This window comes from Burkholderia sp. AU45251 (assembly GCF_030482905.1).
GTDB classification, from domain to species: domain Bacteria; phylum Pseudomonadota; class Gammaproteobacteria; order Burkholderiales; family Burkholderiaceae; genus Burkholderia; species Burkholderia aenigmatica.
Genome location: NZ_JAUJQH010000001.1, coordinates 1,094,395 through 1,117,157, shown reverse-complemented (window position 1 = coordinate 1,117,157; position 22,763 = coordinate 1,094,395). Strand labels below are relative to the sequence as shown.

28 protein-coding genes are annotated in these 22,763 nt (G+C 67.0%); 11 read left to right on the top strand and 17 right to left on the bottom strand.

From position 1 onward, the window contains the following. Positions 1–17: 17 nt before the first annotated feature. Positions 18–1,040: a LacI family DNA-binding transcriptional regulator gene (locus QZM67_RS04895; protein WP_301801038.1), complete on the bottom strand. Its 1,023-nt coding sequence runs from the start codon at positions 1,038–1,040 to the stop codon at positions 18–20. A gap of 6 nt (positions 1,041–1,046) precedes the next feature. Here QZM67_RS04895 and QZM67_RS04890 point away from each other — a divergent pair, with 6 nt between their 5' ends. Beyond that, positions 1,047–1,967 (top strand): phosphatidylinositol-specific phospholipase C, encoded by a 921-nt coding sequence (locus tag QZM67_RS04890; protein ID WP_301801036.1) that lies wholly within the window; start codon positions 1,047–1,049, stop codon positions 1,965–1,967. Positions 1,968–2,004: 37 nt separating this feature from the next. Here the strand turns inward: QZM67_RS04890 and QZM67_RS04885 are convergent, their stop codons facing one another. Further along, complete coding sequence (locus tag QZM67_RS04885) at positions 2,005–2,370, bottom strand: hypothetical protein (protein WP_301801034.1); 366 nt, start codon at positions 2,368–2,370, stop codon at positions 2,005–2,007. 43 nt (positions 2,371–2,413) lie between these two features. Then, on the bottom strand, positions 2,414–3,025 hold the full coding sequence (locus QZM67_RS04880; RefSeq protein WP_175024290.1) for a LysE family translocator: 612 nt from the start codon (positions 3,023–3,025) through the stop codon (positions 2,414–2,416). 86 nt (positions 3,026–3,111) lie between these two features. Between QZM67_RS04880 and QZM67_RS04875 the strand changes: the two genes are divergently transcribed. Next, on the top strand, positions 3,112–3,639 hold the full coding sequence (locus tag QZM67_RS04875; RefSeq protein ID WP_301801032.1) for a GNAT family N-acetyltransferase: 528 nt from the start codon (positions 3,112–3,114) through the stop codon (positions 3,637–3,639). 44 nt (positions 3,640–3,683) lie between these two features. Here QZM67_RS04875 and QZM67_RS04870 read toward each other — a convergent pair whose 3' ends face one another. Further along, positions 3,684–4,721, bottom strand: a complete 1,038-nt coding sequence (locus QZM67_RS04870; protein WP_235996175.1) for a LysR family transcriptional regulator — start codon at positions 4,719–4,721, stop codon at positions 3,684–3,686. Between QZM67_RS04870 and QZM67_RS04865 the strand changes: the two genes are divergently transcribed. Genes QZM67_RS04865 through QZM67_RS04855 form a run of 3 tightly spaced genes read left to right on the top strand, consistent with a single transcriptional unit; the run spans position 4,720 to position 8,447 of the window. Further along, entirely contained in the window at positions 4,720–5,907 is a 1,188-nt protein-coding gene (locus QZM67_RS04865; RefSeq protein ID WP_043179783.1) for a M20 aminoacylase family protein, read from the top strand. The genes QZM67_RS04870 and QZM67_RS04865 overlap by 2 nt on opposite strands. A gap of 60 nt (positions 5,908–5,967) precedes the next feature. Continuing rightward, complete coding sequence (locus QZM67_RS04860) at positions 5,968–7,140, top strand: porin (RefSeq protein ID WP_301801029.1); 1,173 nt, start codon at positions 5,968–5,970, stop codon at positions 7,138–7,140. A 14-nt stretch (positions 7,141–7,154) separates the two neighbouring features. Then, positions 7,155–8,447: an MFS transporter gene (locus tag QZM67_RS04855; protein ID WP_301801026.1), complete on the top strand. Its 1,293-nt coding sequence runs from the start codon at positions 7,155–7,157 to the stop codon at positions 8,445–8,447. Between the two features lie 97 nt (positions 8,448–8,544). On the opposite strand, the gene QZM67_RS04850 is transcribed toward QZM67_RS04855, so the two are convergent. The 3 genes from QZM67_RS04850 to QZM67_RS04840 form a co-directional block, all read right to left on the bottom strand. Beyond that, positions 8,545–9,606, bottom strand: coding sequence for an alkene reductase (locus QZM67_RS04850; RefSeq protein WP_175024295.1), 1,062 nt, complete (start codon positions 9,604–9,606; stop codon positions 8,545–8,547). 82 nt (positions 9,607–9,688) lie between these two features. Continuing rightward, on the bottom strand, positions 9,689–9,997 hold the full coding sequence (locus QZM67_RS04845; protein ID WP_043179776.1) for a helix-turn-helix transcriptional regulator: 309 nt from the start codon (positions 9,995–9,997) through the stop codon (positions 9,689–9,691). Between the two features lie 220 nt (positions 9,998–10,217). Further along, positions 10,218–10,451 (bottom strand): hypothetical protein, encoded by a 234-nt coding sequence (locus tag QZM67_RS04840; RefSeq protein WP_301801411.1) that lies wholly within the window; start codon positions 10,449–10,451, stop codon positions 10,218–10,220. A gap of 156 nt (positions 10,452–10,607) precedes the next feature. Here QZM67_RS04840 and QZM67_RS04835 point away from each other — a divergent pair, with 156 nt between their 5' ends. Further along, positions 10,608–11,057, top strand: a complete 450-nt coding sequence (locus QZM67_RS04835) for a hypothetical protein (protein ID WP_301801024.1) — start codon at positions 10,608–10,610, stop codon at positions 11,055–11,057. A gap of 142 nt (positions 11,058–11,199) precedes the next feature. On the opposite strand, the gene QZM67_RS04830 is transcribed toward QZM67_RS04835, so the two are convergent. The 3 genes from QZM67_RS04830 to QZM67_RS04820 all read right to left on the bottom strand — a co-directional run bounded on the left by QZM67_RS04830 (position 11,200) and on the right by QZM67_RS04820 (position 12,864). Beyond that, positions 11,200–11,523, bottom strand: a complete 324-nt coding sequence (locus QZM67_RS04830) for a hypothetical protein (RefSeq protein ID WP_301801022.1) — start codon at positions 11,521–11,523, stop codon at positions 11,200–11,202. A gap of 93 nt (positions 11,524–11,616) precedes the next feature. Continuing rightward, the gene (locus QZM67_RS04825) at positions 11,617–12,036 is read right to left on the bottom strand and encodes a tautomerase family protein (protein WP_301801020.1); all 420 of its coding nucleotides are present in this window, start codon (positions 12,034–12,036) and stop codon (positions 11,617–11,619) included. A 36-nt stretch (positions 12,037–12,072) separates the two neighbouring features. Then, positions 12,073–12,864, bottom strand: a complete 792-nt coding sequence (locus tag QZM67_RS04820; RefSeq protein WP_301801018.1) for an SDR family oxidoreductase — start codon at positions 12,862–12,864, stop codon at positions 12,073–12,075. 162 nt (positions 12,865–13,026) lie between these two features. On the opposite strand from QZM67_RS04820, the gene QZM67_RS04815 reads away from it, so the two are divergent. Further along, positions 13,027–13,533, top strand: a complete 507-nt coding sequence (locus QZM67_RS04815) for a helix-turn-helix domain-containing protein (RefSeq protein ID WP_175024314.1) — start codon at positions 13,027–13,029, stop codon at positions 13,531–13,533. A 34-nt stretch (positions 13,534–13,567) separates the two neighbouring features. Here QZM67_RS04815 and QZM67_RS04810 read toward each other — a convergent pair whose 3' ends face one another. Both QZM67_RS04810 and QZM67_RS04805 read right to left on the bottom strand, forming a co-directional pair. Continuing rightward, positions 13,568–14,110 carry a carboxymuconolactone decarboxylase family protein gene (locus QZM67_RS04810; RefSeq protein WP_301801012.1) on the bottom strand — a complete coding sequence of 181 codons (543 nt, stop codon included), beginning with the start codon at positions 14,108–14,110 and terminating at the stop codon, positions 13,568–13,570. Then, the gene (locus tag QZM67_RS04805; RefSeq protein ID WP_301801010.1) at positions 14,107–14,364 is read right to left on the bottom strand and encodes a hypothetical protein; all 258 of its coding nucleotides are present in this window, start codon (positions 14,362–14,364) and stop codon (positions 14,107–14,109) included. The genes QZM67_RS04810 and QZM67_RS04805 overlap by 4 nt, the downstream gene beginning before the upstream one ends. Here QZM67_RS04805 and QZM67_RS04800 point away from each other — a divergent pair. Both QZM67_RS04800 and QZM67_RS04795 read left to right on the top strand, forming a co-directional pair. Beyond that, positions 14,363–14,674, top strand: a complete 312-nt coding sequence (locus QZM67_RS04800) for a winged helix-turn-helix transcriptional regulator (RefSeq protein WP_231937848.1) — start codon at positions 14,363–14,365, stop codon at positions 14,672–14,674. The two genes, QZM67_RS04805 and QZM67_RS04800, sit on opposite strands and share 2 nt — an antisense overlap. Positions 14,675–14,755: 81 nt before the next feature. Then, positions 14,756–15,436, top strand: a complete 681-nt coding sequence (locus tag QZM67_RS04795; protein WP_301801008.1) for an HAD family hydrolase — start codon at positions 14,756–14,758, stop codon at positions 15,434–15,436. Positions 15,437–15,711: 275 nt separating this feature from the next. Here QZM67_RS04795 and QZM67_RS04790 read toward each other — a convergent pair whose 3' ends face one another. Continuing rightward, complete coding sequence (locus QZM67_RS04790) at positions 15,712–16,011, bottom strand: hypothetical protein (protein ID WP_235996181.1); 300 nt, start codon at positions 16,009–16,011, stop codon at positions 15,712–15,714. A gap of 384 nt (positions 16,012–16,395) precedes the next feature. On the opposite strand from QZM67_RS04790, the gene QZM67_RS04785 reads away from it, so the two are divergent. Then, a complete protein-coding gene (locus QZM67_RS04785) occupies positions 16,396–17,559 on the top strand; it encodes an alpha/beta hydrolase (RefSeq protein ID WP_301801006.1) in 1,164 nt (387 codons plus the stop codon). 137 nt (positions 17,560–17,696) lie between these two features. On the opposite strand, the gene QZM67_RS04780 is transcribed toward QZM67_RS04785, so the two are convergent. The 4 genes from QZM67_RS04780 to QZM67_RS04765 form a co-directional block, all read right to left on the bottom strand. Continuing rightward, positions 17,697–18,836, bottom strand: a complete 1,140-nt coding sequence (locus tag QZM67_RS04780; protein WP_301801005.1) for a patatin-like phospholipase family protein — start codon at positions 18,834–18,836, stop codon at positions 17,697–17,699. A gap of 212 nt (positions 18,837–19,048) precedes the next feature. Next, positions 19,049–19,510, bottom strand: a complete 462-nt coding sequence (locus tag QZM67_RS04775; protein ID WP_301801003.1) for a cupin domain-containing protein — start codon at positions 19,508–19,510, stop codon at positions 19,049–19,051. A 91-nt stretch (positions 19,511–19,601) separates the two neighbouring features. After that, positions 19,602–19,934, bottom strand: coding sequence for a cupredoxin family copper-binding protein (locus QZM67_RS04770; protein WP_175024319.1), 333 nt, complete (start codon positions 19,932–19,934; stop codon positions 19,602–19,604). Between the two features lie 25 nt (positions 19,935–19,959). After that, entirely contained in the window at positions 19,960–20,904 is a 945-nt protein-coding gene (locus tag QZM67_RS04765) for a metallophosphoesterase (protein ID WP_175024320.1), read from the bottom strand. Positions 20,905–21,159: 255 nt separating this feature from the next. On the opposite strand from QZM67_RS04765, the gene QZM67_RS04760 reads away from it, so the two are divergent. Next, positions 21,160–22,749: an inorganic phosphate transporter gene (locus QZM67_RS04760; protein WP_301800999.1), complete on the top strand. Its 1,590-nt coding sequence runs from the start codon at positions 21,160–21,162 to the stop codon at positions 22,747–22,749. Positions 22,750–22,763: the final 14 nt, after the last annotated feature.

Genomic DNA, 22,763 nt, shown 5'->3' with positions numbered 1-22,763 from the left:
CGCCCGATCTCCCCGCGTTACTCGCAACTGGCCCGCACCACCTGCGTGACCGGCACGACGCGCGTGCGCGACGGGCCGTCGAACGTCTGCATCCGGTCGGCGAGCAGGTCGACTGCCGCCTGCGCGAGGCCGCGCGTGTCCTGCCGGAGTGTCGTGAGCCGATACGCGTCGTATTCGGCGGCCGGGATGTCGTCGAAGCCGATCACGCGCACGTCGTCCGGCACGCGCAGCCCGAATTCGCTGCGCGCGACGTCGATCACGCCGAGCGCCAGCAGGTCCGACGAGCAGAACACGCCGTCGGGCCGCTTGCCGTTCGCGAACAGTTGCCGCGCCGCTTCGACGCCGCTCGCATGGGTGTCGGACGGCGCGTCGAGCACGTGCGCGAGCGTCGCGTCGAACGCGTCGCCGCGCCCGATCGCCTGCTCGAACGCGGTGGCGCGCGATTGCGCGCTGTAGCTCGCGCCGCGCGGGCCGACGAACGCGAGCCGGCGCGCACCGGCCCGCACGAGCCGCTGCGCCGCATGGACGGCGCCCGCCGCGTTGTCGCTGACGACGATGTCCGCGCCCGGCAGGTTCGCCTCGCGGTTGATCATCACGACCGGGATCCGGTGTTCGAGATACTGCTGTGCAACCGACAGCGGCGGCGACGCGGATGTCATCACGAGGCCCGCGATCCGGTAGCTGAGCAACTGTTCGAGCGATTGCCGGACCTGGCGCGGATCTTCCGCGTTGGTCACGAGCGGCGTGAGCGCGCGCTGCCCGAGCGCGGCCATCAGGTCCGACAGCAGCCGCGCGCGGAACGGATTCTCGAACCCGGCCGTCACGACGCCGATCATGCTGCTGCGCTGCGTGATCATGTCGCGCGCGATCAGGTTGACCTGGTAGCCGAGCGCGCGCGCGGCGACCATCACGCGCTCACGCGTCTGCGGCGCGATGCTTGCCGTCGGCGAGAACGCGCGCGACACCGCGGAACGCGAGACGCCCGCGCGTGCCGCGACATCCGACGCCGTTACCCACGGTTTTCTTTCCTTGTCATTCATCGATTCATGAATCCTTCGAGCCACGATACGTGCACGCCGCCTGCCGACTGGATGTCGGCGCTCGACGACGCGCGGCCGCTGCATACGCTGACCCTACCGGGCAGCCATGACACCTGTGCGTATACCGTCGACGATCCGCTCGTGCGCACGCAGCGTGCGCCGCTCGATGCGCAGCTCGCGCAGGGCGTGCGGCTGCTCGACATCCGCTGCCGGCACGTGCGCGATGCGTTCGCGATTCATCACGGCGGCATCGCGCTCGGCATGACGTTCGACGACGTGCTGGTCACCTGTGCGCGTTTTCTCGATGCGCATCCGCGCGAATGCCTCGTGATGTCGGTGAAGGACGAATGGCCGGCGCACGCGTGCACACGCAGTTTCGATGCGACGTTCGACGCGCATCGCGCGCGGCACCCGCGGCTGCGCTGGCATGCCGGCGGCCCGCTGCCGGCGCTCGGCGACGTGCGCGGCGCGATCGTGCTGCTGCGGCGCTTTCGCAGCAGCCGGCCGCTCGGCATCGACCTGACCGCGTGGCCCGACAACGCAACGTTCACGATCGATCATCCCGATGGTGCGTTCGTGATCCAGGACGAATATCGCGTGCCGGTGGCCGCGTCGATCGGCTGGAAGTGGCGTGCGATCGACGCGTTGCTGACGGACCTGCCGTTGCCGGACAGCGGCCGCTGGGCGATCAACTTCTGCAGCGGGACCGGGATGGGTGCGAATCCGTCGGTGGTCGCACACGGCGACGGCAGGGTGCGAGGCATTCATGCGCGGCTGGCCGAACGGTTGCGCGCGCAGCGCGGCCCGTACGGCGCGATGCTGCTCGACTTCTGCGATGACGACGACTGGGCGCTGGTGCGCGCGCTGATCGCGTGCAACGACCAGGCACCGTCGCCGGGCGTCTGGCGCAAGACGTTTCGCTGTTAGGGCCGACAATGCGCGGACTTCAGTCCTGGTTTGCCGGTCAGGTACCGCTGCGCGGGCGCGACGATCCAGGCGCGTCGCCGATCGTCACGCAGAAATGCAGTTTGTCCGTGGTTTCGGGATTTTCGTTCTGCCACACCTCGGCGTCGGACACCATCGTGCGTCGACAGAACGCGGCGGCCTCCTCGAGCGGCCAGTCCGCGAGGCAGACGGTGCCTTGCGGCGCGCTACCGTGTCCAACCCGTCCGTCGATGGTCAGGACCCAGCCTTCCCAACCGTAGATAGGGATGCGATGCAGTACACAGAAGTCGATGCATTCGAGCGCGGCGGCAAGCGGCAGCACGATTTCGCGACGGGAAATCGACTGGGCGGCGAGCGCTGGAGGCATTGCGCCGAGTTGCGACATGGCGGGCCGGCCGGCGACGGCGTGGCGTGCGACGGGGCGCCGCTCAGCGCGTTGCGATCGCCACTGCCGCACCGGCCATCGCGGTCGCGCTCGTGCGGTTGGCGATCCGCTTCGCGCGCGCCGACGTCAGGAAAGTCCGTGCGCGCGATGCAAGCAGCGACCAGAAGCAGTCGGCCAGGATCAGGACCGCGAGCATCGTGCCGACCAGTTCGGCCCATGCGGTCACGCCGACGTGCGCGAGATCGACGATGGTCGGCAGCAGCGCGAGATAGAAAACGGCGATCTTCGGATTGCCGAGCGTCACGGCCATGCCCGCGACGAACATGCGCCACGGCGACTGGCCGCGCGGCAGGTCGTCGGCGCCGGTCTCGGTAGGTGCGGTCCACATCTTCCATGCGAGGAACAGCAGGTACGCGACGCCGAGCAGCTTCAGTACGATCAGGCCCGTCTCGAACGTGCGGGCGAACGCGGACAGCCCCGCGACCGCGAGCGTGAGCCACAGCGCTTCGCCGAGCCACATGGCCGCCAGGAACGGCAGCACGTCCCGCACGCCGTTCGTCAACACGCGCGCGACCAGCGCGGCGACGCTCGGCCCGGGCGTGCCGGCGGTGACGAGCAGGGTGACAGCGAAGACGGCGAGCGCGGACAGCGTCATGACGGACCTCGTGGGCGGGCGTTCGAAACGTATGAAGTTTCGATTATAGTGACGGCCGTTCCAGACTGTCTGCCTGAGTTGCCGTCATGACTGCACCGATCCTGATCCGTCCCGCCACGCGGGACGACGCGGCCGCGATGGCCGCCATCGAAGTGGCTGCCGCGCAGCGGTTTCGCGAAATCGGCATGACCCACATCGCGGAAGCCGAGCCGACCGATACGGCCGCCGTGCTCGTGCGCATCGATGGCGGCCGGGCTTATGTGGCGGTCGATGCGCACGGCGCGTGCGTCGGGTTTGCGTTCTACCGGCTGCTGGATGCGCAGCGGCTTTATCTGGAAGAACTGGATGTCGCGCCGTCGCATGCCGGACAGCGGATCGGCGCGCGGCTGATCGAACAGGTGATGGCGCGCGCGGCGCAGGACGGCATCGCGGAGGTCGTGCTGTCGACGTTTCGCGAGGCGCCGTGGAATGCGCCGTACTACGCGCGCCTGGGTTTCGAGGTGCTCGACGACGCGATGCTCGACGATATGCTGCGTACCATTCGCGCGTATCACGTGTCGCTCGGGCTCGACGAGACACAGCGCGTATTCATGCGGTTGCGCGTTTCGGGCTGAGCAGGCCCGGCGAGTCATGGTGTCGGCTGCAGCCCGATTCGTTGTCAGCGCAATGCGTCGCTCCCGGTCAGCGGCAGCGACGCGAACGCGGCTTCCACGTGCGCCAGAAAGTCCGAAGCGGGCCGCGTCAGTTGCAGCCCCGGCGGCGTAAGCCGGTACAACTGCAGCGGTGGCGGCGACAACGGTAGCGGCAGCGGCGTCAGCTTCTGGCCGAACACGGTTTCCGCGAGCGAGAGCCGGGTCCACGAGAAAATCGCATCGTTGGTCATCATCAGGCTGTAGAACAGCGCATACGACGTGCAGCGCGTGATGCAGCGCGGCGGGGGCAGGCCCGCGTGCGCATGCAGGTCACGGATATACGTGGGGAAGTTGTCGCTTGCGTCGGCGTGGATCCATTCCGCGTCGCGCAGCGCCTCGAGCGATGTCGCGCCGGCGAAGCGCCCGTTCTCGCGGGTGACGAATGCGGTGTCGAACGTGCGGATCGCCTTGATGTCGACCGACTCGGCAATGGGGCCCGTGACGGCGACGAAGGCGAGATCGAGCGTGCGATTGCGCAACTGTTCCGAGAGCAGGTTGAACGTCAGTTCACGCAGTTCGCACTCGACGTTCGGCCAGTGGCGGCGGAACGCGGCGTAGGCCTCGGCAAAGCCCGTCACCGCGACGATCGGCGTGAAACCGATCACGAGCCGTCCGTCGCGCAGCCCCTTCATGTGCGCCATGTCCTCGCTCGCCCGTTCGAGCTCGCGCACGACGGCCTGGGCGCGCCCCAGCAGCGCGTCGCCTTCCGGCGTCGGCGCGACGCCCCACGGCTTGCGCTCGAGGAGCGGTACGCCGAATTCGTTCTCCAGTTCCTGGATCGCCTTGCTGATGGCCGGCTGCGTGACGTGCAGGGTCCGGGCCGCGGCCTTGATGCTGCCGGCCGTCGTGACCGCGACGAGCGCGCGCAATTGATGGATTTTCATGATGCGGAAGATATTACCAAAAGTTATCCGCATCAAAATTCGTGAGTTTTTTGACCCGAAACGCGTCTCTATGCTTGGCCGAGACGGTCGCGACGCGGCCGATTCCACGGAGCCATTCATGACGCAGAACCTTGCTCACGTACTCGCGGCAATTCGCGAGTCGGAGTCCCGATTCGTGGCGATCCGCCACGACATCCACGCCCATCCCGAACTCGGTTTCGCCGAGACCCGCACCGCGCAGCTCGTCGCCGAACAGCTCGCCGCATGGGGTTACGACGTGACGACGGGCGTGGGCGGCACGGGTGTCGTCGGCCAATTGCGGCGCGGCGCGTCGGCGCGCACGCTCGGCCTGCGCGCCGACATGGACGCGCTGCCGATCGAGGAGGCGACGGGGCTGCCGTATGCGAGCACGGTGGCGCGCACGATGCACGCGTGCGGACACGACGGCCATACGGCGATCCTGCTGGCCGCCGCGCACTATCTCGCTGAACAGGGCCGGTTCGACGGCACGCTCAACGTGATTTTCCAGCCGGCCGAGGAAGGGCTCGGTGGCGCAAAGCGGATGATCGACGACGGCCTGTTCGAACGTTTCCCCTGTGAACGCGTGTATGCGCTGCACAACGCGCCGGGCGTGCCGGTCGGCCATTTCGCGCTGCGCTACGGGCCGATGATGGCCTCGTCCGATTCGGTGACGATCACCGTGACGGGCAAGGGCGGGCACGGCGCGATGCCGCAACTCGCGAGCGATCCGATCGTCGCGGGCGCGCAAATCGTGACCGCGCTGCAATCGATCGTCTCCCGCAACGTCGATCCGCTGAAACCGGCCGTCGTGACCGTCGGCACGTTCCATGCGGGCACCGCGCCGAACGTGATTCCGGAAACCGCGACGCTGCAGTTGTCGGTGCGTGCGCTCGATGCGGCGACGCGCGACGAAATCGAGGCGCGGATCCGCCGGATCGTCGACGCGCAGGCGCAGGCGTTCGGGATGACCGCGCAGATCGAATACCAGTCGATCTCGCGCGTCGTGGACAACGACCATGCGGCGTCGGATCTCGCGGTCGAGACGATCTCGGCGCTGGCCGGCGAGGGCGCGCTCATGCTGTTGCCCGACGGCGTGATGGGCAGCGAGGATTTCTCGTGGATGACCGAATGCGTACCGGGCTGCTACGTGCTGATCGGTAACGGCGTCGATTCCCGGGGCGGGTGTTCGGTGCACAACCCGGGTTACGACTTCAACGACACCGCGCTGAGCTGGGGGGCGGCCTATTTCGCCGGTATCGCCGAACGCTTCCTGAAGGCGGGCTGACGACGGCGCACAGGAGACGCGCCGGCCGGAGATGGATCGAATTGACAATAAGGATAGCGAATGAAGAAGCGATTTGCATTTGGCGTGGCCTGTCTCGCGCTCGGCGCCGGCAACGCGCGTGCCGTGCCCTATCAGGACGTGTTGCTGGCGGCGGTGCCCGAGTACAACGGTCGACTGACGGAGGGTGTCGCGTTGTACGGCTCGGTCGACATGGGGATCAACTACCAGACGGTCGGCGGCCATTCGCTGTGGCAGACGCAGAGCGGCGGCGAGTGGACCTCCAAATTCGGCTTCTTCGGCCGTGAGAACCTCGGTGGCGGCTGGCGCGCCGAGTTCAACCTCGAAAGCGGGTTTCTCGCGAACAACGGCGCGCAGCAGGACAAGCAGTCGACTTACAACCGGCAGTCTTGGGTCGGCCTGACGTCGGACAGCTACGGGCGGCTGCGTCTCGGCAAGCAGATCGGCACGGCGCTGCCGCTGTTCATCGACGTGTTCGGCACGGTGGGCACGAACTCGGTCTATACGTGGCTGGGTGCGGCAGCCGTGCAGACGAGCCGCGGCGTCGGCTACAACTCGGACCTCGGGCCAGGGGCGACGCAATTGCCGGCGCGCGTCGACAACGCCATCACGTACCGTACGCCGATCGTCGCGGGCACCACGTCGCTGATGCTGATGGTTGCGCCGAGCAACGTGGCCGGGCGCGCGCCCGCGGCGTCCGCGCAAGGCGCGCTGCTGCAGTGGTACAACGGCTCGACCTATCTGGCCGCGAGCTACAACCAGGTGTGGGGCGTCAACGGGGCAAGCACCGTGCGCAACGACCTGTACGGGCTCGGCGCTGTTTATGACACGGGGCGGATCGTGCTGTCCGCATCGTTCAACCAGTACGCGCCGAAGCTGGCCGGCGACGGCATCGCGCGCGTCTACACGGTCGGCGCGATCGTGCCGTTCGGCGTCAATGCGATTCGCGCGTCGGTCGTCTATCGCGATACGTCGGGCGTACGCGACGCGGCCGGCCAGCCGGCCAAGGACTCGGCGCTCGGCGCGATGCTCGGCTACGACTACCTGCTGTCGAAACGCACGGGCCTCTATGCGCGCGCCGGGTTCATCCGCAACTACGGCATCTCGACCGTGTTGCTGAACGGCAACCCGCTGCCGACCGAACCGGGCGGCACCGCACCACGCACCGGGACGACACCCGTGACGCTGTCGCTCGGCATGTATCACAACTTCTGAACGGGAATTTTCCGATGCATACCCTGAATCGCACGGCCGCCGCGCCGGTCGATGCCGCGCCGCGCGTGACGCGCCGCACGGTCGTTGCGGCCGCACTCGGCAACGGGCTCGAATTCTTCGACTTCACCGTCTACAGTTTCTTCGCCGCACTGATCGGCAAGCTGTTCTTTCCCGCGTCGAGCGACGTAGGCGCGCTGATGCTGTCGCTCGCGACGTTCGGTGTCGGCTTCGTCGCGCGGCCGCTCGGCAGCGTCGCGATCGGCGCCTATGCGGACCGTGCCGGGCGCAAGCCTGCACTCGTGCTGACGGTCGCATTGATGGCGCTCGGCACCGGGATCATCGGCTGCGCGCCGACCTATGCGCAGATCGGCATCGCCGCGCCGCTGCTGATCGTCATCGGGCGCTTGCTGCAGGGCTTTTCGGCCGGTGGCGAAGTCGGCGCCGCGACGACCCTGCTGATGGAGTCGGGCGACACCGGCCGGCGCGGCGAGCGGGTGAGCTGGCAGATGGCGAGCCAGGGCGGCGCGACGCTGGTCGGCGCGTTCGTCGCGCTGACGCTGTCGCGCGCACTGTCGCCCGAAGCGCTGCACGCGTGGGGATGGCGCGTACCGTTCGTGCTCGGTCTGCTGATCGGCCCGGTCGGCTTCTATCTGCGGCGTCACCTCGACGATACGCTGCCGCACGCGGCGGCCGGCGCACCGCGCGAGCGTGCGCGCATTCCGTGGCGGCAGGTCGTGGCCGGCACGCTGCTCGTGATCGGCGGCACGTCGACCACCTATACGATCGTGTTTTTCCTGCCGTCGTTCCTGACGCTGACCGTCGGCATGCCGGCGTCGGTATCGCTGCTGTCGGGCTGCGCGGCGGGCGCCGTGCTGTTGATCGGTTCGCCGTTCGCGGGGCGGCTCGCGGATCGCGTGCGTCGTCGCAAGCGGCTGGTGGGCGTGACGTGCGTCGCGTCGGCCGTGCTCGTGCTGCCGGCGTTTTACGCGATGAGCGTGTGGCCGTCGGTGGTTACCGCGGTCGCGGTCGTGATCGTGCTGATCGGCTTGATGACGCTGTCGAGTCCCGCCGGTTTCGTGATGATTCTCGATGCATTCCGGCCCGAAGTGCGGGCGATGTCGCTCGGGATGATCTATGCGCTCGGCGTGACGATTTTCGGCGGGTTCGCACAACTGATCGTCGGTGCGATGTGGCGCGCGACCGGCAGTTTTTACGCGCCTGCGTGGTATGTGCTGGGATGCAGCGCGGCGAGCCTGGTCGGTCTGGCGTTGTTCGTGGACGCGCCCGCCGTGGACGGCAGGCGGTGAGCGGGAAGGGCGAATGCGTTGCATGCCCGCCCGGTGGTGTGCGCGACGAACGGACGGGCGAGGCCGGTCCGTTCGTCGCACGTGGCCTGCGGTGCGATCAGGCCGCGTCGCTCAGCGCCGGGTAATCGGTGTAACCCGTTTCGCCTTCCGCGTAGAACGTCTCCGGCACCGGCCTGTTGAGCGGCGCGCCGAGTTCGAGGCGGCGCGGCAGGTCGGGGTTCGCGATGAACAGCTTGCCCCATGCGATCGCGTCGGCGCTGCCGTTCGCGAGTGCGGCCTGCGCGGTGTCGAGCGTGAACTGCTCGTTCGCGATCAGCGGGCCGCCGAACGCTTCCTTCAGGCGCGGGCTCAAGTGATCGCCCGAATACGATTCGCGCGTGAAGATGAACGCGATCTTGCGGCGGCCGAGTTCGCGCGCGACATAGCCGAACGTTGCCGCCGGATCGGAATCGCCCATCGTATGCGCGTCGCCGCGCGGTGCAAGGTGCACGCCGACACGGCCGGCGCCCCACACGTCGATCGCGGCATCGACCACTTCGAGCAGCAGGCGTGCGCGGTTCTCGACCGGGCCGCCGTACGCATCGGTGCGGCGATTGGTGCTGTCCTGCAAGAACTGGTCGAGCAGGTAGCCGTTCGCGCCGTGGATCTCGACACCGTCGAAGCCGGCGGCCTTCGCATTCTCGGCACCCTTGCGGTACGCTGCGACGATGCCCGGGATTTCGTCGAGTTCGAGTGCGCGCGGCGTCACGTACGGGCGCTGCGGGCGCACGAGGCTCACGTGGCCGCCCGCGGCGATCGCGCTCGGCGCGACCGGCAGGTCGCCGTTCAGGAACACCGGGTCGGAGATCCGGCCGACGTGCCAAAGCTGCAGCACGATGCGCCCACCGGCCGCATGCACGGCCTGCGTCACCTGCTTCCAGCCCTCGACCTGCTCGTCGGACCAGATGCCGGGCGTGTCCGCATAGCCGACGCCCTGCGGCGTGACCGACGTTGCCTCGGTAATGATCAGGCCGGCCGTTGCGCGCTCGGTGTAGTAGCGGGCCATCAGTGCGTTCGGCACGCGTGCCGCACCCGCGCGGGAGCGGGTGAGCGGCGCCATCACGATGCGGTTCGGCAGGGTCAGGTCACCGAGGGTGACGGGATCGAACAGGGTGGGCATGGCAAATAACCTCTTCACGAAAGGCGGGCAGCCGTCGCGTCATGGGCGACCGCAACCCGCATGGCCGGTTCGGCCGTGTTGGCTAGAGTTCGCGGCGCAGGGCGTCGTGAAATGCGTCGATGACGGCCTCGTTGCGCTGAAAAAACGCCCACTGGCCGATCCGCGTCGACGTCACGAGCCCCGCGCGCTGTAGCGTCGCGAGGTGCGCGGAGACGGTCGATTGCGACAGCCCGCAGCGCGCGTCGATCTGGCCCGCGCAGACGCCGTGTTCGTACGGCAGCGTCTGGTTCGGGAAATGCACGTCCGGCGTTTTCAGCCAGACGAGGATTTCCCGGCGCACGGGGTTCGAGAGCGCTTTCAGGATCGCTTCGATGTCGAGTTCGGTCGGCATGGATAGGTGGGGTGTTTCGGTCGGGCAACCAGGTATCGTCGATGGGCGAATCTTATATCGGAATGTGACGATATATTTGAAAGCATTGTTGCCAATGGGGTTGATAGAGAACGGCTGTCGCGGGGCGTCAAGGCTGGCTGGGCCATCTGACGCCAGAGCGAACCGGTGGCTTGCCGAATCGACGCAGGGTCGGCAGGCCCCCGCCGCACGTTGGCGGGCGTCAGCCGTTCGAGCGCGTCATCGCCAGCAATTCGTCGATGAATGCCTCGCGCTGCGTCGGGTCCAGCGGACGTACCCCACATACTTCATCGAACCACAATCCTTCGACGGCAAAGCGGATGATCCGCGCGGTCCGTTCCGGCAACGCATCCCGGCTCAGCAATTCCGTCCAGCGGGCAGCGTGGCCCGCATAGACGGGGAGCAGGCTCGGCTCCAGGAGCAGGCTGCCGATCACGGCCGACAAGCTTCTGCCCTGGAGCGCTTGCTCGGAGCTTGCGATGATGTACGCGCCACCAGCATGCTCGCGGCGATCATCAGCTTCAACAATGCGACCGTGCGTTACGGGTATTCGCTCGGCCGCGACGGCATTGCGTTCAAGCGGCTCGCGCAATTGAGCGAGAAGAAGGGCCTGCCGGTCCGGGCCGCGAACCTGCAGTCGGTGCTCATGGTCACGCTGATCGCTTTGTGTGCCGCCCGTCGCGTCGATCCGGTGATGGTGATTGCACCGTATCTCAGCATTCCGTCCGCGATCGGGATCGTGTGCGTTCAGGCGTTGACCGCGCTGGCGGTCATCCGCTTCTTCGCGGCCCGCCGCGAGCGCGAAACGCGGTTCATCCGGTGGGCCGTGTTTCCGGCCCTGAGCTTTGCCGGATTCGCTTACTTCCTGTACGCAATGATCGGCAACGTATCGCTGATGGCCGGCACGGCTTCGACCGTCGTTTCGCTTCTGCCGTGCACGACGCCGGCGGTTGCTGTCGCGGGTGCCGGCTTCGCGGTTTGGCTGCGACGTGCGCGGCCGTCGGCGTACAACGGCCTGGGGCAATTTCTCAGCGATAGCTGAGCATGGGGACACATTCCTGAAACGGGCATGGCTGAATCGTTAAGGTATCCACATGGATTTGCGTGACGAAGGTGTTCCGGATTGACGATCCAGGGGGCGGGTTCGGTTCGACCGACGGGCCCCGCATCCATGCACGTCGGCTTCAGCCCGGCTTGCCGACGATCTCGTACCGCCCCTGCGTCGCATCGACATGCGCGATCGTGTCGAGCACGCGTATCACGGGCGGAAAGCCGTACACGCGCTCGACCATCGCCTTGTATTCGTCGCCGTGCCAGTGCGCGGCGGCTTCGCGCGTGCGCCACACGTACACGCCGCCGCCTTCGTGCGTGGCCGCGTCGTAGAAGTACCACTTGTGCAGCAGGTCCGGGTTCAGCGCCCACTTCACGGCGGTCGCTTCATAGCGGTCTCGCAGCGTGGGCAGGTCGACGTCGGGCCGCAGCTTGAAGAAGACGATTTCGGTGATCACGGCAGTGCCTCCATTCGCGAATCGTGGCGATGCGGCGGGGATGCCCCCGGGAGGCGTTTGAGTCGGACGACGGACCCCGGGAGGCAGCGTCTTTCAGTACGGCGACGGCCGGTTCTCCGTGCGCCACTTGAGATCGGCCGGTGTGCCCGGCTGCGGCGGGCGCAGCCCCTCGATCGTCCACAGCCCGAACGGCGTTTCGCCGATATGGATTTCCCAGCGCAAGCCACGCTCGCCGATGAACGGCGCCAGGCGCCGGCCGACATGCTGCATGAACCGCGCCTGCTCGGCGGGATCCTCGATCTGCCGCGCGATGTGGTCGACCCGGATCCGCACGAAGTCGTCGGTCGGCTTGCCGCCGATCAGGAACGACGCGGGCGGCAGCGGCTGGAACAGCACGTTCACGTAGAAGCGCGGCAGAAATCCGTCGTAGAGGCCGACGATGCGCTCGGCGATCTCCAGTTTGTCGGTATCGGAATAGGCGTGTTCGGGATGGTAGATGTTCCAGAGCGGCATGTGTGTTCCCCGGTTCGTGAGAGAGCAGGTGTCGTGTCAGATTGCGCTGTAGCGCGCGGCGGGCTGGCCATCCCGCGTGACGGCATGAAGGAGGGTGCCGCGCGCGCCGTCGAACTGCTGCCATGCGCCGAGATCGTGGAGCGTCGGAAAGCACACCGATTCCTCGTGATCCAGTGCATGCAGCGCGGTGTCGACAAGCGTTTCCGGCGTCATGAACAGCGAATCCGGGAACGGCGCGGCCGCGTTGCCGAAAAACGCCGTGCGCACCGGCCCCGGCATCACGGCCTGGACCGCGACGCCGCGCGACGCAAGCTCGGCGTGCAGCGAGCGCGTGAAGTTGAGCACGTATGCTTTCGAGCCGCTGTATCCGCCCGCACCGGGCACGGGCATCAGCGTGACGATCGACCCGATGTTCACGATCATGCCGCGTCCGGTCGCACTGCAGCGGCGCGCGGCCGCGAGCGAGAGCCGGGTCAGCGCGAGCACGTTGACCCGGATCATCGTGTCGACGGCGGCCGGGTCGACCGATACCGACAGGCCCAGTGCGCCGAGGCCGGCGGCATTGACGATGCCGGCGAAATCGGCGGTGCCGTCGATCAGCGCCTCGACGTGCGCGACGCCGTCGGGGCTCGACAGGTCGGCGGCGACGGCCTGCGCATCGCAGCCGTATGCGGACCGGAGCCGGTCGGCGAGCGCCGCGAGCCGTTCGCGCCGGCGCGCAACCAGGATCAGGTCGTATCCGCGAGCGGCGAGACGATCCGCATAGACCGCGCCGATCCCCGACGACGCACCGGTTACGACGATCACGCCTCGATCTTCTTGCTTCATGTTCGAACCTCCAAAGGGTTGGACTGACAAGGTTTCTATTAACTCTTATTATCAGAGTAAGTCGAGGGCGACACGCCGTCAAGCGTTGCCGGATGCGATACGATTACCGCCGTGCGCGCACCGGCATGGGCTGCGCATCGAAGTCAGGAAAGGTGATTTGCGATGAAATCCAAGAGTTTTGACGGCATGACCTGCTCGATCGCCAGCGTGCTCGATGCGCTCGGCGATCGATGGAGCACGCTGATCGTGCGCGATCTGGCGCTCGGGCTGGCGCGTTACGACGATCTGCGCCAGTCCACGGGCGTGACCCATGCGACGCTGTCGGATCGGCTGAAGGCGCTCGAAGGCAGGGGGCTGATCGAGCGCCGGCTGTATCAGTCGCGCCCCGACCGGTACGAATACCATCTGACGCCGCGCGGCCGCGACATCGGCATCGTGCTGATGGCGCTCGCGCAGGTCGGCGATGCATGGGGGCAGGCGGAATCGAAGGCGCCGCCGCTCCGTTTCATGGAGGCGCGCTCGGGGCATGCGGTGCGGCTGGCGTTGGTCGATGCCGAGACGGGCAGCCCGATCGACCTGCCGGACCTGCGCGTGGAGGCGGGGCCCGGCGCGGACGAGATCATGCACTGGCGGCTCGAGAAGACGCGCGCGCGGCGCGGCGAATCGTGACGCGCGCATCGCCGTCGCGCTGCCGGTTCACGGCTCATGCCGGAAATCGTGCTGTGCCTGCTTCCGGCGGCAGGCGCAGCCCGTTCGTGAGGTAGCTGACGGTCCGGTAGAAGCCCGCGAGCATCAGCAGTTCGAGCAGCGCCTCGTCGCTGAAATGCGGGCGCAGCGCGTGCCACAGCTCGTCGTCGATGTCGCAATGCCGATGCAGCGTGTCGCACAGCCGGATCAGCAACCGGTCCGCATCGCTCCAGCATGCGTCGTCGGCCGAGCCGCGGGCCAGCGAGCGAATCTGTTCGCTGGTCAACCCCGCGGCTGGCGAAAACACGGAAACATGCACCCCCCATTCGTATTCGGAACCGCACAGCGCCGTCGTGCGGTCGATGACGATCTCGCGTTGCCGGATGTCGAGGTGGCCTTTGTCCAGCAGCCCGGCGGCGAAGAACTTCGTGAACAGGCGAGTGTCGCGCGCCAGCGTGGTGAAGAGGCGCAACGGCGGGCGGCCCCGCATGATCCGGTCGATCGACGCGGCAATGTCGGGGGCAAACGGCGGCACTGCGCATGCGATACGCTGAGTCATGTGAACTCCTTCGTGCCCGTGGCGGGTGCGTGTGAACGCTCGCATTCGCCGATGGCTGAGCCGGTAGCGTAGGTGGCGTGCTTTAAAAAGTAAAGCATGAGTGACGAAAATTCATCGACATCGGGCGATGCCGCATACGTCCGACATTGCATCGATTCGTTGACGTCACGCGGCGTTTGCTCTAAAAAGTACAGCATGACCACACCCAAAATCGGACAACGCGTTCGCGGATCGAAGACGGGACGACCCATCATGGTCGTACTGGATCTGCTCGGGCGGCGCACCACGCTGCGCATCCTGTGGGAGCTGCGCGGCGAGCCGCTCACCTTCCGTGCGCTGCAGGAAGCCTGCGAAACGAATGCACGCCTGCTCAACACGCGGCTGGCGGAGCTCAAGGCGTCGGGCCTCGTCGAGCATGGCGAGGGCGGCTACTGCATGACCGCCGAAGGCCGGCGGCTCGAGGCGGCGTTACAGCCGTTGCTGGGGTGGGCAAAACAATGGGCAAAGCGCGACCCCGACGGATTCGATGCGGCCGATCGCGAGCAATCCGGTCAGGAACGCTGATCGATCGACGCACGGGTTTGCATCGCCACGTCATGCCGGTTCGCGCATCGCGCACGCGCCAATATTTTGCGGAGTCCTTTCATGCCTGTTCGGGCCGTCCTTTTCGATTTCGATTTGACGCTGGCGGATTCGTCCGCCGCGATCATCGCGTGCACGGAGTACGCGTTGCATCGGCTGGATGCCGCCGGCGCGACGCCGGCGCAGATCAGTGCCGTGATCGGGCTGCCGCTGCACGAGATGTTCCGCTCGCTCACGGGGGAAACCGAGCCGGCGCGGGCTGACGCGTTCGCACGTCACTTCGTGGCGCGGGCCGACGAGATCATGGTGCACGGCACGCGCATCTATCCCGAGGTTCCGTCGCTGCTCGCGCGTCTGCGCGAGCAGGGTCTCGCGGTCGCGATCGTATCGTCGAAGTTTCGCTACCGGATCGAGGCGATCCTTGCGCTGAACGAATTGCAATCGCTCGTCGACGTGCTGATCGGCGGGGAAGACGTGCAGCGTCACAAGCCCGATCCAGAAGGGCTCGTGCTGGCGCTGGCGCGGCTGGGCGTGCCGGCCCGCTCGGCAATCTACGTGGGCGACCACGCGGTGGACGCGCAGGCGGCCGAGCGTGCCGGCGTGGCGTTCGTCGGCGCGGTGAGCGGGATGACGTCGTTCGACGGATGGGCACGCGCGGGCAAGCAGGCGGTGGCCACGCATATCGGCGAACTGGACGCGATCGTGCAACGGATGCAGCGCGATCCGTCCGAAGCATCGGGCTGACGCTCCGCCGCGCCGCAAGCCAAGGCGACCTCGGCCTGTCGATGATCCCGGCGGTCTGCTTTCGGGCCAGTACGATCGACCTGCCGGCGGCTGGCAGGTCAGATGAGGGATGCCGGGAATCGGTGTCCGCGAAATGGCGATTTCGCCTGCTTCATCCCGGCATCGCGGGTTCGTCGGGTTGACGAACCCCTTGAGGCTGCATGTCGCTCAGGATTCAGGAAATATCATTTTCATTAAATCCCGCTTTTCGGAATAAATGCAGCCTGAATCGCGTGTCAGCTGATCGAGCCGATCACGACGAAGCTGAAATTCCGGTCGCTGTATTTTCCATAAGAGTCGCCGGTTTGAATCGTCGCGCCGCTGCCGGAAAGCGCAGGGAAGATCACGTTGTCCAGCGTGTTCTGTCCGCCGCCGTATCCCCATTGCGACCCGACAATCGCCGGCGTCTTGGTGAAGGCGGTGCTGAACGAGAGCTGATACGTGCCCGTGCTTTCACGTTTCACGGCGAATCCACCCGAACCATCCACGACCGTACCGTTGCCCTGAACGCTACCCCACAACGTAACTTGAGCCATGATCGCTTCTCCTTATCCATTGTTGAAACAATGTCGATAATTGAAACGGGATGTCGACCCAGTAATGTCTTGGTTATCCGGGTCGGCAGTTGTATTTTATGTTATGGATTTTTAAAGTTTGATCCGGGGTAAATAATTTATTCTGATTTTTATTTTAAATATGCGGAATTTGTAATCGGAAGAGAATACTGTTGCGTAAAGTTCGCATTCGGTCGTTGGCCGGGTAATCAAGCGCTGGTCGACGTCGTGACCCGGGGGATGCGCGGGTGGCCGAACGCGAAGCAGAACCGGCCGGCTGAACCGCTTTCGGCAACAGTCCGGCAGCGCGCGACGGATTCTGCGACCATCGCCGTTGAAGTCATACCCGCTACTCGATCCGTCGCCATGTCACTCATTTCCGTCGCCTTCGCCAGCCTCCGGTTCGCGCGCGTGCTGCCGGCCGCCCGAACGCTGTCATACGCCATTTCGCTGGCGGCCGCCGGTGCGGTGCTCGGCGTGCCGGGCGGCGTGCGTCCGGCCGAAGCCGCCACGCAGCGCGAACGCCTCGATGCGCCGGTCAAGGCCGTCGCCGGCCAGCGCGTGGCCGTCGATACACCGCGGGGCAGCGCGGTGCTGCCCGTCTACGCGGATCGTCCACTCGACCAGGCCGCGCCCGATGTCACGCGCGTCTTCGTCGTGATTCACGGCACGCTGCGCAATGCCGACGCGTATTACGCGTCGGGGCTCAAGGTCGTCGAGCAAGCCGGTGCGGTTGGCAAGGGCACGATGGTCGTCGCGCCGCAGTTCCTGACGCGTGCCGATACGCGCGCGTTTTCGTTGCCCGCGCAGACGCTCGCGTGGACGCAGGAAGGATGGAAGGGCGGCGACGCGGCCCGTCAGCCGGAGCCGGTCAGTTCGTTCACCGCGGTCGACGCATTGCTCGCGCATTTCGGCGACCGCAGCCTGTATCCCGCGTTGTCGAGCGTGGTCGTGATCGGCCATTCCGCCGGCGCGCAGTTGCTGCAGCGCTATGCGGTGGCCGGACACGAAGGCGATGCGCTGGAGCGGGCCGGCATCGCCGTGCGCTATGTGGTCGCGAACCCGTCGAGCTACCTGTATTTCGACGACGCACGGCCGGACGGCCAGACGATCGCAGGCGGAACCTGCCCGCGCGCGACGCAATGGAAATACGGGTTGCAGTCGGCGCCGCCCTATGTCGCATCGCAGGACGTGCGCGCGCTCGAAGCACGCTACGTCGCACGTCGTGTCGTGTACCTGCTCGGCCAGGCCGACACGAACCCGTACACGCATTTCATCGACCGTTCGTGTGCGGCCATGGCGCAAGGCCCGTACCGTCTCGCGCGGGGGCTCGCGTATTTCGACTACCTGAAGAAGCGGCACCCGGCCGATCTCGTCCAGCAGGTCGTCGAAGTACCGGGCGTCGGGCACGACAATCTCGGCATGTTCACGTCCGCCTGCGGGCTGGCCGTGCTGTTCGACCAGGCATTGCCGTCATCGTGTCCGGTCGTTGCCGGCACCGCGCCGGGCGTGCGCGCGGCGTTGCCGTAAGCGGGTGCGGGAGATCCGCGCCGGCCGGCATCGACCGATCGGAACGATCCACGAACCGGCCGGATCGATGCGTTTCGCTGTCGGTCACGCCCGCGTTCGGGCCGATCGCGATCGGCGCGCGATTGCCGCGCCGCGCGTCATGCCGTTTTTTCCGTGCCGGGCGGCGCGCTTGCATCGAATACCGTCAGGCCTTCCATCGGGTCCGTCGGCGTGTCCCACGGACGTGCCGCGATGGCCCGTTGCGCGGCCTCGTAGCCGGCCTGCCGGCGGGCCGCGATGCCGTCCGGCGTGAAATCGATGTCTTTCAGCTGATTGTCGCCGGCGAGTCGCGGCGCCGCGAGCTTGACCAGGTGCATCGTGGTTTCGCATCCCCACGCGGCGAGCCGGCGCACGGCCGGCGACGCGCGTTCGGCTTCCGGCACGTGCCGGGCCAGTTCGCGGATCACGTGGCGCAGCCGGTGGATCTGCTGCTGGCGCGCGATGTGGCTGTCGGTGCGGCTCGCATACTGGATATCCTTCTGCCGCTCCGACACCTGCCAGATGCTCTCGGGCTCGGGGCCGGCCGGATTCCACATCTGGACGGAGAAGATGATCGAGCTGCGGCGCGGGTTGTCGTCGAGCACGACCTCGACCGGCGTGTTCGAATACACGCCGCCGTCCCAGTACGGTTCGCCGTCGATCCGGATCGCCGGGAACGCGGGCGGCAGCGCGCCCGAGCTCATGATGTGCTCGATCCCGAGCCGCGTATCGCGCGAATCGAAATAGCGCATCGTGCCCGTGCACGCATTGACCGCGCTGACGGTCAGGCGCGGGTGGCCCGCGTTCAGCAGGTCGGGATCGATCAGCGACGCGAGCGTGTCGCGCAGCGGCGCGATCCGGTAATACGACGCGCGATCGACGCCGAGGCGGGCCATCGGCCCGAGCCACGATGCCGGATTCGGCTGGAAGAATCCCGCGATGCCGCCGCCGATGATCATCAGCTCGGCGAGCGTCCGGTCCCAGCCGGGCAGCAGCGGTGCGGCGTCGAAACGGGTCCGTTCGGTCACGCGGCGCCAGAACGCCGACAGCTTGTCGTAACGCTGCTCCGGCGGATTTCCGGCGATCAGCGCCGCGTTGATCGCGCCGATCGACGTCCCGACCACCCAGTCGGGCCGGATACCGGCTTCGTCCATCGCCTGAAAGACGCCGAGCTGGAACGCGCCCAGTGCGCCGCCGCCCTGGAGTACGAGCACGACTTGCCCGGGGAGATCCATGCGTGCCGGCTGGCTCGCGGTCATGGCTGGCCTCGCTGCGTGTGACGGTGGTTTGGATCCGAACGGTTCGATTCAGTTTAGGCGATCGGCGGCGGGGGACCGCCCCCAAGTGCAACGGGCCGCTGCGTCTGCGTTGCCTGCCGCTTCCGACCCTCAAGTGCGTTAGCCGTGGTGCGCTTGCATGCGGCAGCTCGCGTCGTTTTGGGCCGCGCATCCGCAGGCGTGAGCTGCAGGCGTCACGCGTCCGAGTACGGCGTGCCGTCCTTGTGCAGGAACCGGCCGTCGCGGCTCGGGCTCATCATGTCGATGTCCGGGCAGGTGATCACGTCGTCCGGCGAGCGCGAGCCGACCTCGAGATAGACGGCGACCGCATCCGACCGGTTGACCAGGTGATGGCCGTTGCCCGAGCCTTTCGGAAATGCCGCGCAGTCGCCGGCGCGCAGCACGGTTTCGCCGTCGTCCTCGATCATCACGAGTTCGCCTTCGAGCACGTAGACGAATTCGTCTTCGTCGGAATGCCAGTGGCGCTGGCTCGACCAGCCGCCCGGCGGCACGCGCATCAGGTTGACGCCGAAATCGCGCAGCCCGCCGGCGTCGCCGACGCGCTGGCGGATGCGCTGCGCACACGGCGCGTCGAACGGCCGCGGATAGCCGCTGCCGCGGCGTTCGGGCACGGTGCTGAGGTCGATCCTGGGCATGGGCGGCTCCGTCGGCCACGCGGGCGAATGGGATGGGGGCATTGTAGGCGGGCCGCCCGCCATTCGTCCGCGCGTGTCGCGGCGCGCCGCGTCATTCGACCGTGATGGTCTCCTTCATGAACGGGTGAATCCCGCAGAACACCTTGTAGACGCCCGGCTTGTCGAAGCGGAACGAGTACGTCTCGTCCTGGTCGAGCGCCTTCGAATGAAAGATGCCGGCGTCGTTGACGACGGTGTGCGGCTCCGCGTCGAGGTTCTTCCACGTGATCGTCGTGCCGGCCTTGATCGTGGTCGACATCGGCGAAAACATGAAATTGCGGATCGTCACGAGCGTGCCGTCCGGGCCCTGCGCGAGTGCGGAAAGCGGGGCGGCGGCGCACAGGATCAGCGCCGCGACGACGCTGAATGGCTTGAAGCGGGTCATGTCGATCTCCTTGCGGTTCGGTGCGTCACGCCAGCGTCGCATCGTGCAGCGACGATGCGACCGGATGACCCGCGAATTCGACGGTCGTCACGCCGAGCATCGACGGCAGCCGGTCGCGCGGCACGGTGAGCGGCACGGGCCCCGGGCCGTTGCCGGCCGTCGGCTGCGGGAACGCGGTGGAGCGCGCGGTGTGGAACGTCACGTTGCCCTCGACCTTCGACACGATCTGGTGGATGTGCCCGTTCAGCACGGTGACCGAGCCGAAGCGGCGCAGCAGCGCCATCGTCTGCGGTGCGTCGCCGGTGCCCCAGCCCCACGGCTCGTAGATGGTCCACATCGGCATGTGCGAGAACACGACGATCGGCGTGCTCGACGAGCGGCCCTTGAGATCCTGCGCGAGCCACGCGAGCTGGTCGTCGCCGAAGCTGCCGAGCCCGTTCGGCTTGAAATGCATCACGTTGACGAGGCCGATGAAGTGCACGCCCGCGTGATCGAAGCTGTAATACCCGCGGTTGTCCGACGCCTTGCCGAACCGGCTGAAATATTCGGCGCCGGAACCGTCGGTGACGTCGTGCTCGCCGGGCACCGTATGCAGTTCCGGCACGCGCAGTGCGGACAACAGTTGCGACGCATGGTCGAACTCCTCGGGCTTGGACAGGTGCGTGATGTCGCCGGTATGGATGGCCAGCGCGGGCATCGCCGGCATGCCGTTGACGAGGTCGATCGTCTGCTTCAGCGTGGCCGACACGTCGGGATTCGCGTCCTTGTTGAAGCCGATGTGCGTGTCGCTGATCTGCACGAACAGCGGGCGGCCCGCGTTGGCAGGGAGCGTGTCGCCGGTCTGCGCGAGCGCAAGGTCGAACGGCGTCAGGACGCCGCCCGACAGTGTAAACAGCGTGCCGAGGCCGCCGAAGGCCATGCACTGCAGGGCCTTGCGTCGCGACGGGTTGGTGGGGGTCGATGAAGACATGTGAGCCTCGCATTCGTGTGACGAAACCGGACGGCCGGATCGTCCTGGAAGAAACCGGCGCCTTCGCGTGCCATACCGGCGAAGCGGCGGATTTATTCCCATGCGTTACAAGGTCGACCGCCCGTGTTTGCGGCTTGCGCGGTGCGGCGCGATTCCTGACAGATGGCTTGTCAATGTCTTGTAAGTGACACGTCACATTTGCGTCACGACCGGTCGATAGCCTGCCACTCCGAGTCACCTCTCCGGAGCCCCTTCATGCCGAATCTCGCGGCAACGGAAATCAGCGGTGCGGTCAGCAACCGCACGCGCGCCATCAGCCTCGCGCTGTTTTTTCTGATCATTGCCTGCGGCATCGTCTATGTCGGTATTCATCTCAGCGCCGACCTCAGTCCCGTCAAGGAAAGCTCGGTCCTCCCGTTCCTGCTGCTGATCGTCGCGCTGCTGATCGCGCTCGGCTTCGAATTCGTCAACGGCTTCCACGACACCGCGAACGCGGTCGCGACCGTCATCTATACCCATTCGCTCGACCCGCACCTGGCGGTCGTCTGGTCGGGCCTCTGGAACCTGTGCGGCGTGCTCGTGTCGAGCGGCGCCGTCGCGTTCGGCATCCTGCAGTTGCTGCCGGTCGAGCTGATCCTGCAGGTGGGCAGCGGCTCGGGGTTCGCGATGGTGTTCTCGCTGCTGATCGCGGCCGTCACGTGGAACCTCGCGACCTGGTATTTCGGGCTGCCGTCGTCGAGCTCGCACACGCTCGTCGGCTCGATCATCGGCGTCGGGCTGATGAACCAGATCGTCAGCGGCCCGTCGGGCACGAGCGGCGTCGACTGGAACCAGGCGCTTGGCGTCGGCAAGGCGCTGCTGTTTTCGCCGCTGATCGGCTTCGTACTGTCTGCGCTCGTGCTGCTGCTGTTGAAGGCGCTCGTGCGCGTGCCGGCGCTGTACCAGGAACCGAAGGGCAACAAGCCGCCGCCGTTCTGGATCCGCCTGCTGCTGATCCTCACCTGCACGGGCGTGTCGTTCGCGCACGGTTCGAACGACGGGCAGAAGGGCATGGGGCTGATCATGCTGATCCTGATCGGCGTGATGCCGACCGCCTACGCGCTGAACAAGGCCGTGACGCCCGACCTGACGAGCACGTTCGTCGCGGTGGCGCGTCACGCGTCGACGACGCTCGTCAAGTACGCGGATCCCGCCGCGCAGTCGTCCGACCCGCGCGCCGACGTCGAGGCGTACGTGCGCACGCACAAGCTGTCGCCCGCGACGATCCCGGCATTGGGCAAGCTCACCGACACGATCGCCGACCAGGTCGCGCAGGCCGGCGGCATCTCGAGCGTGCCGCAGAACCTCGTCGACAACGTGCGCAACAACATGTATGTCGCGTCCGAGGCGATCCGGCTGATGGAGAAGGCGAAGACGCCGGCGTTCTCGGTCGAGGACGCGAGCGCGCTCGAAGCGTTCAAGAAGCAGATGGATCGCGCGACGAAATTCATCCCGACGTGGGTGAAGGTCGCGGTCGCCATCGCGCTCGGCCTCGGTACGATGGTCGGCTGGAAGCGGATCGTCGTGACGGTCGGCGAGAAGATCGGCAAGTCGCATCTCACATACGGGCAGGGCGCATCGGCCGAGGCCGTCGCGATGCTGACGATCGGGATGGCCGACGCATACGGGCTGCCGGTGTCGACGACGCACGTGCTCGCGTCGGGCGTGGCCGGCACGATGACGGCGAGCGGCTCGGGCCTGCGCTGGGATACCGTGCGCAACCTCGTGCTCGCATGGGTGCTGACGCTGCCCGCGTCGATCGCCCTGTCGGCCGTCCTGTACTGGGCGCTGCACGGACTGTTCTGACCCGCGCCGGGGGG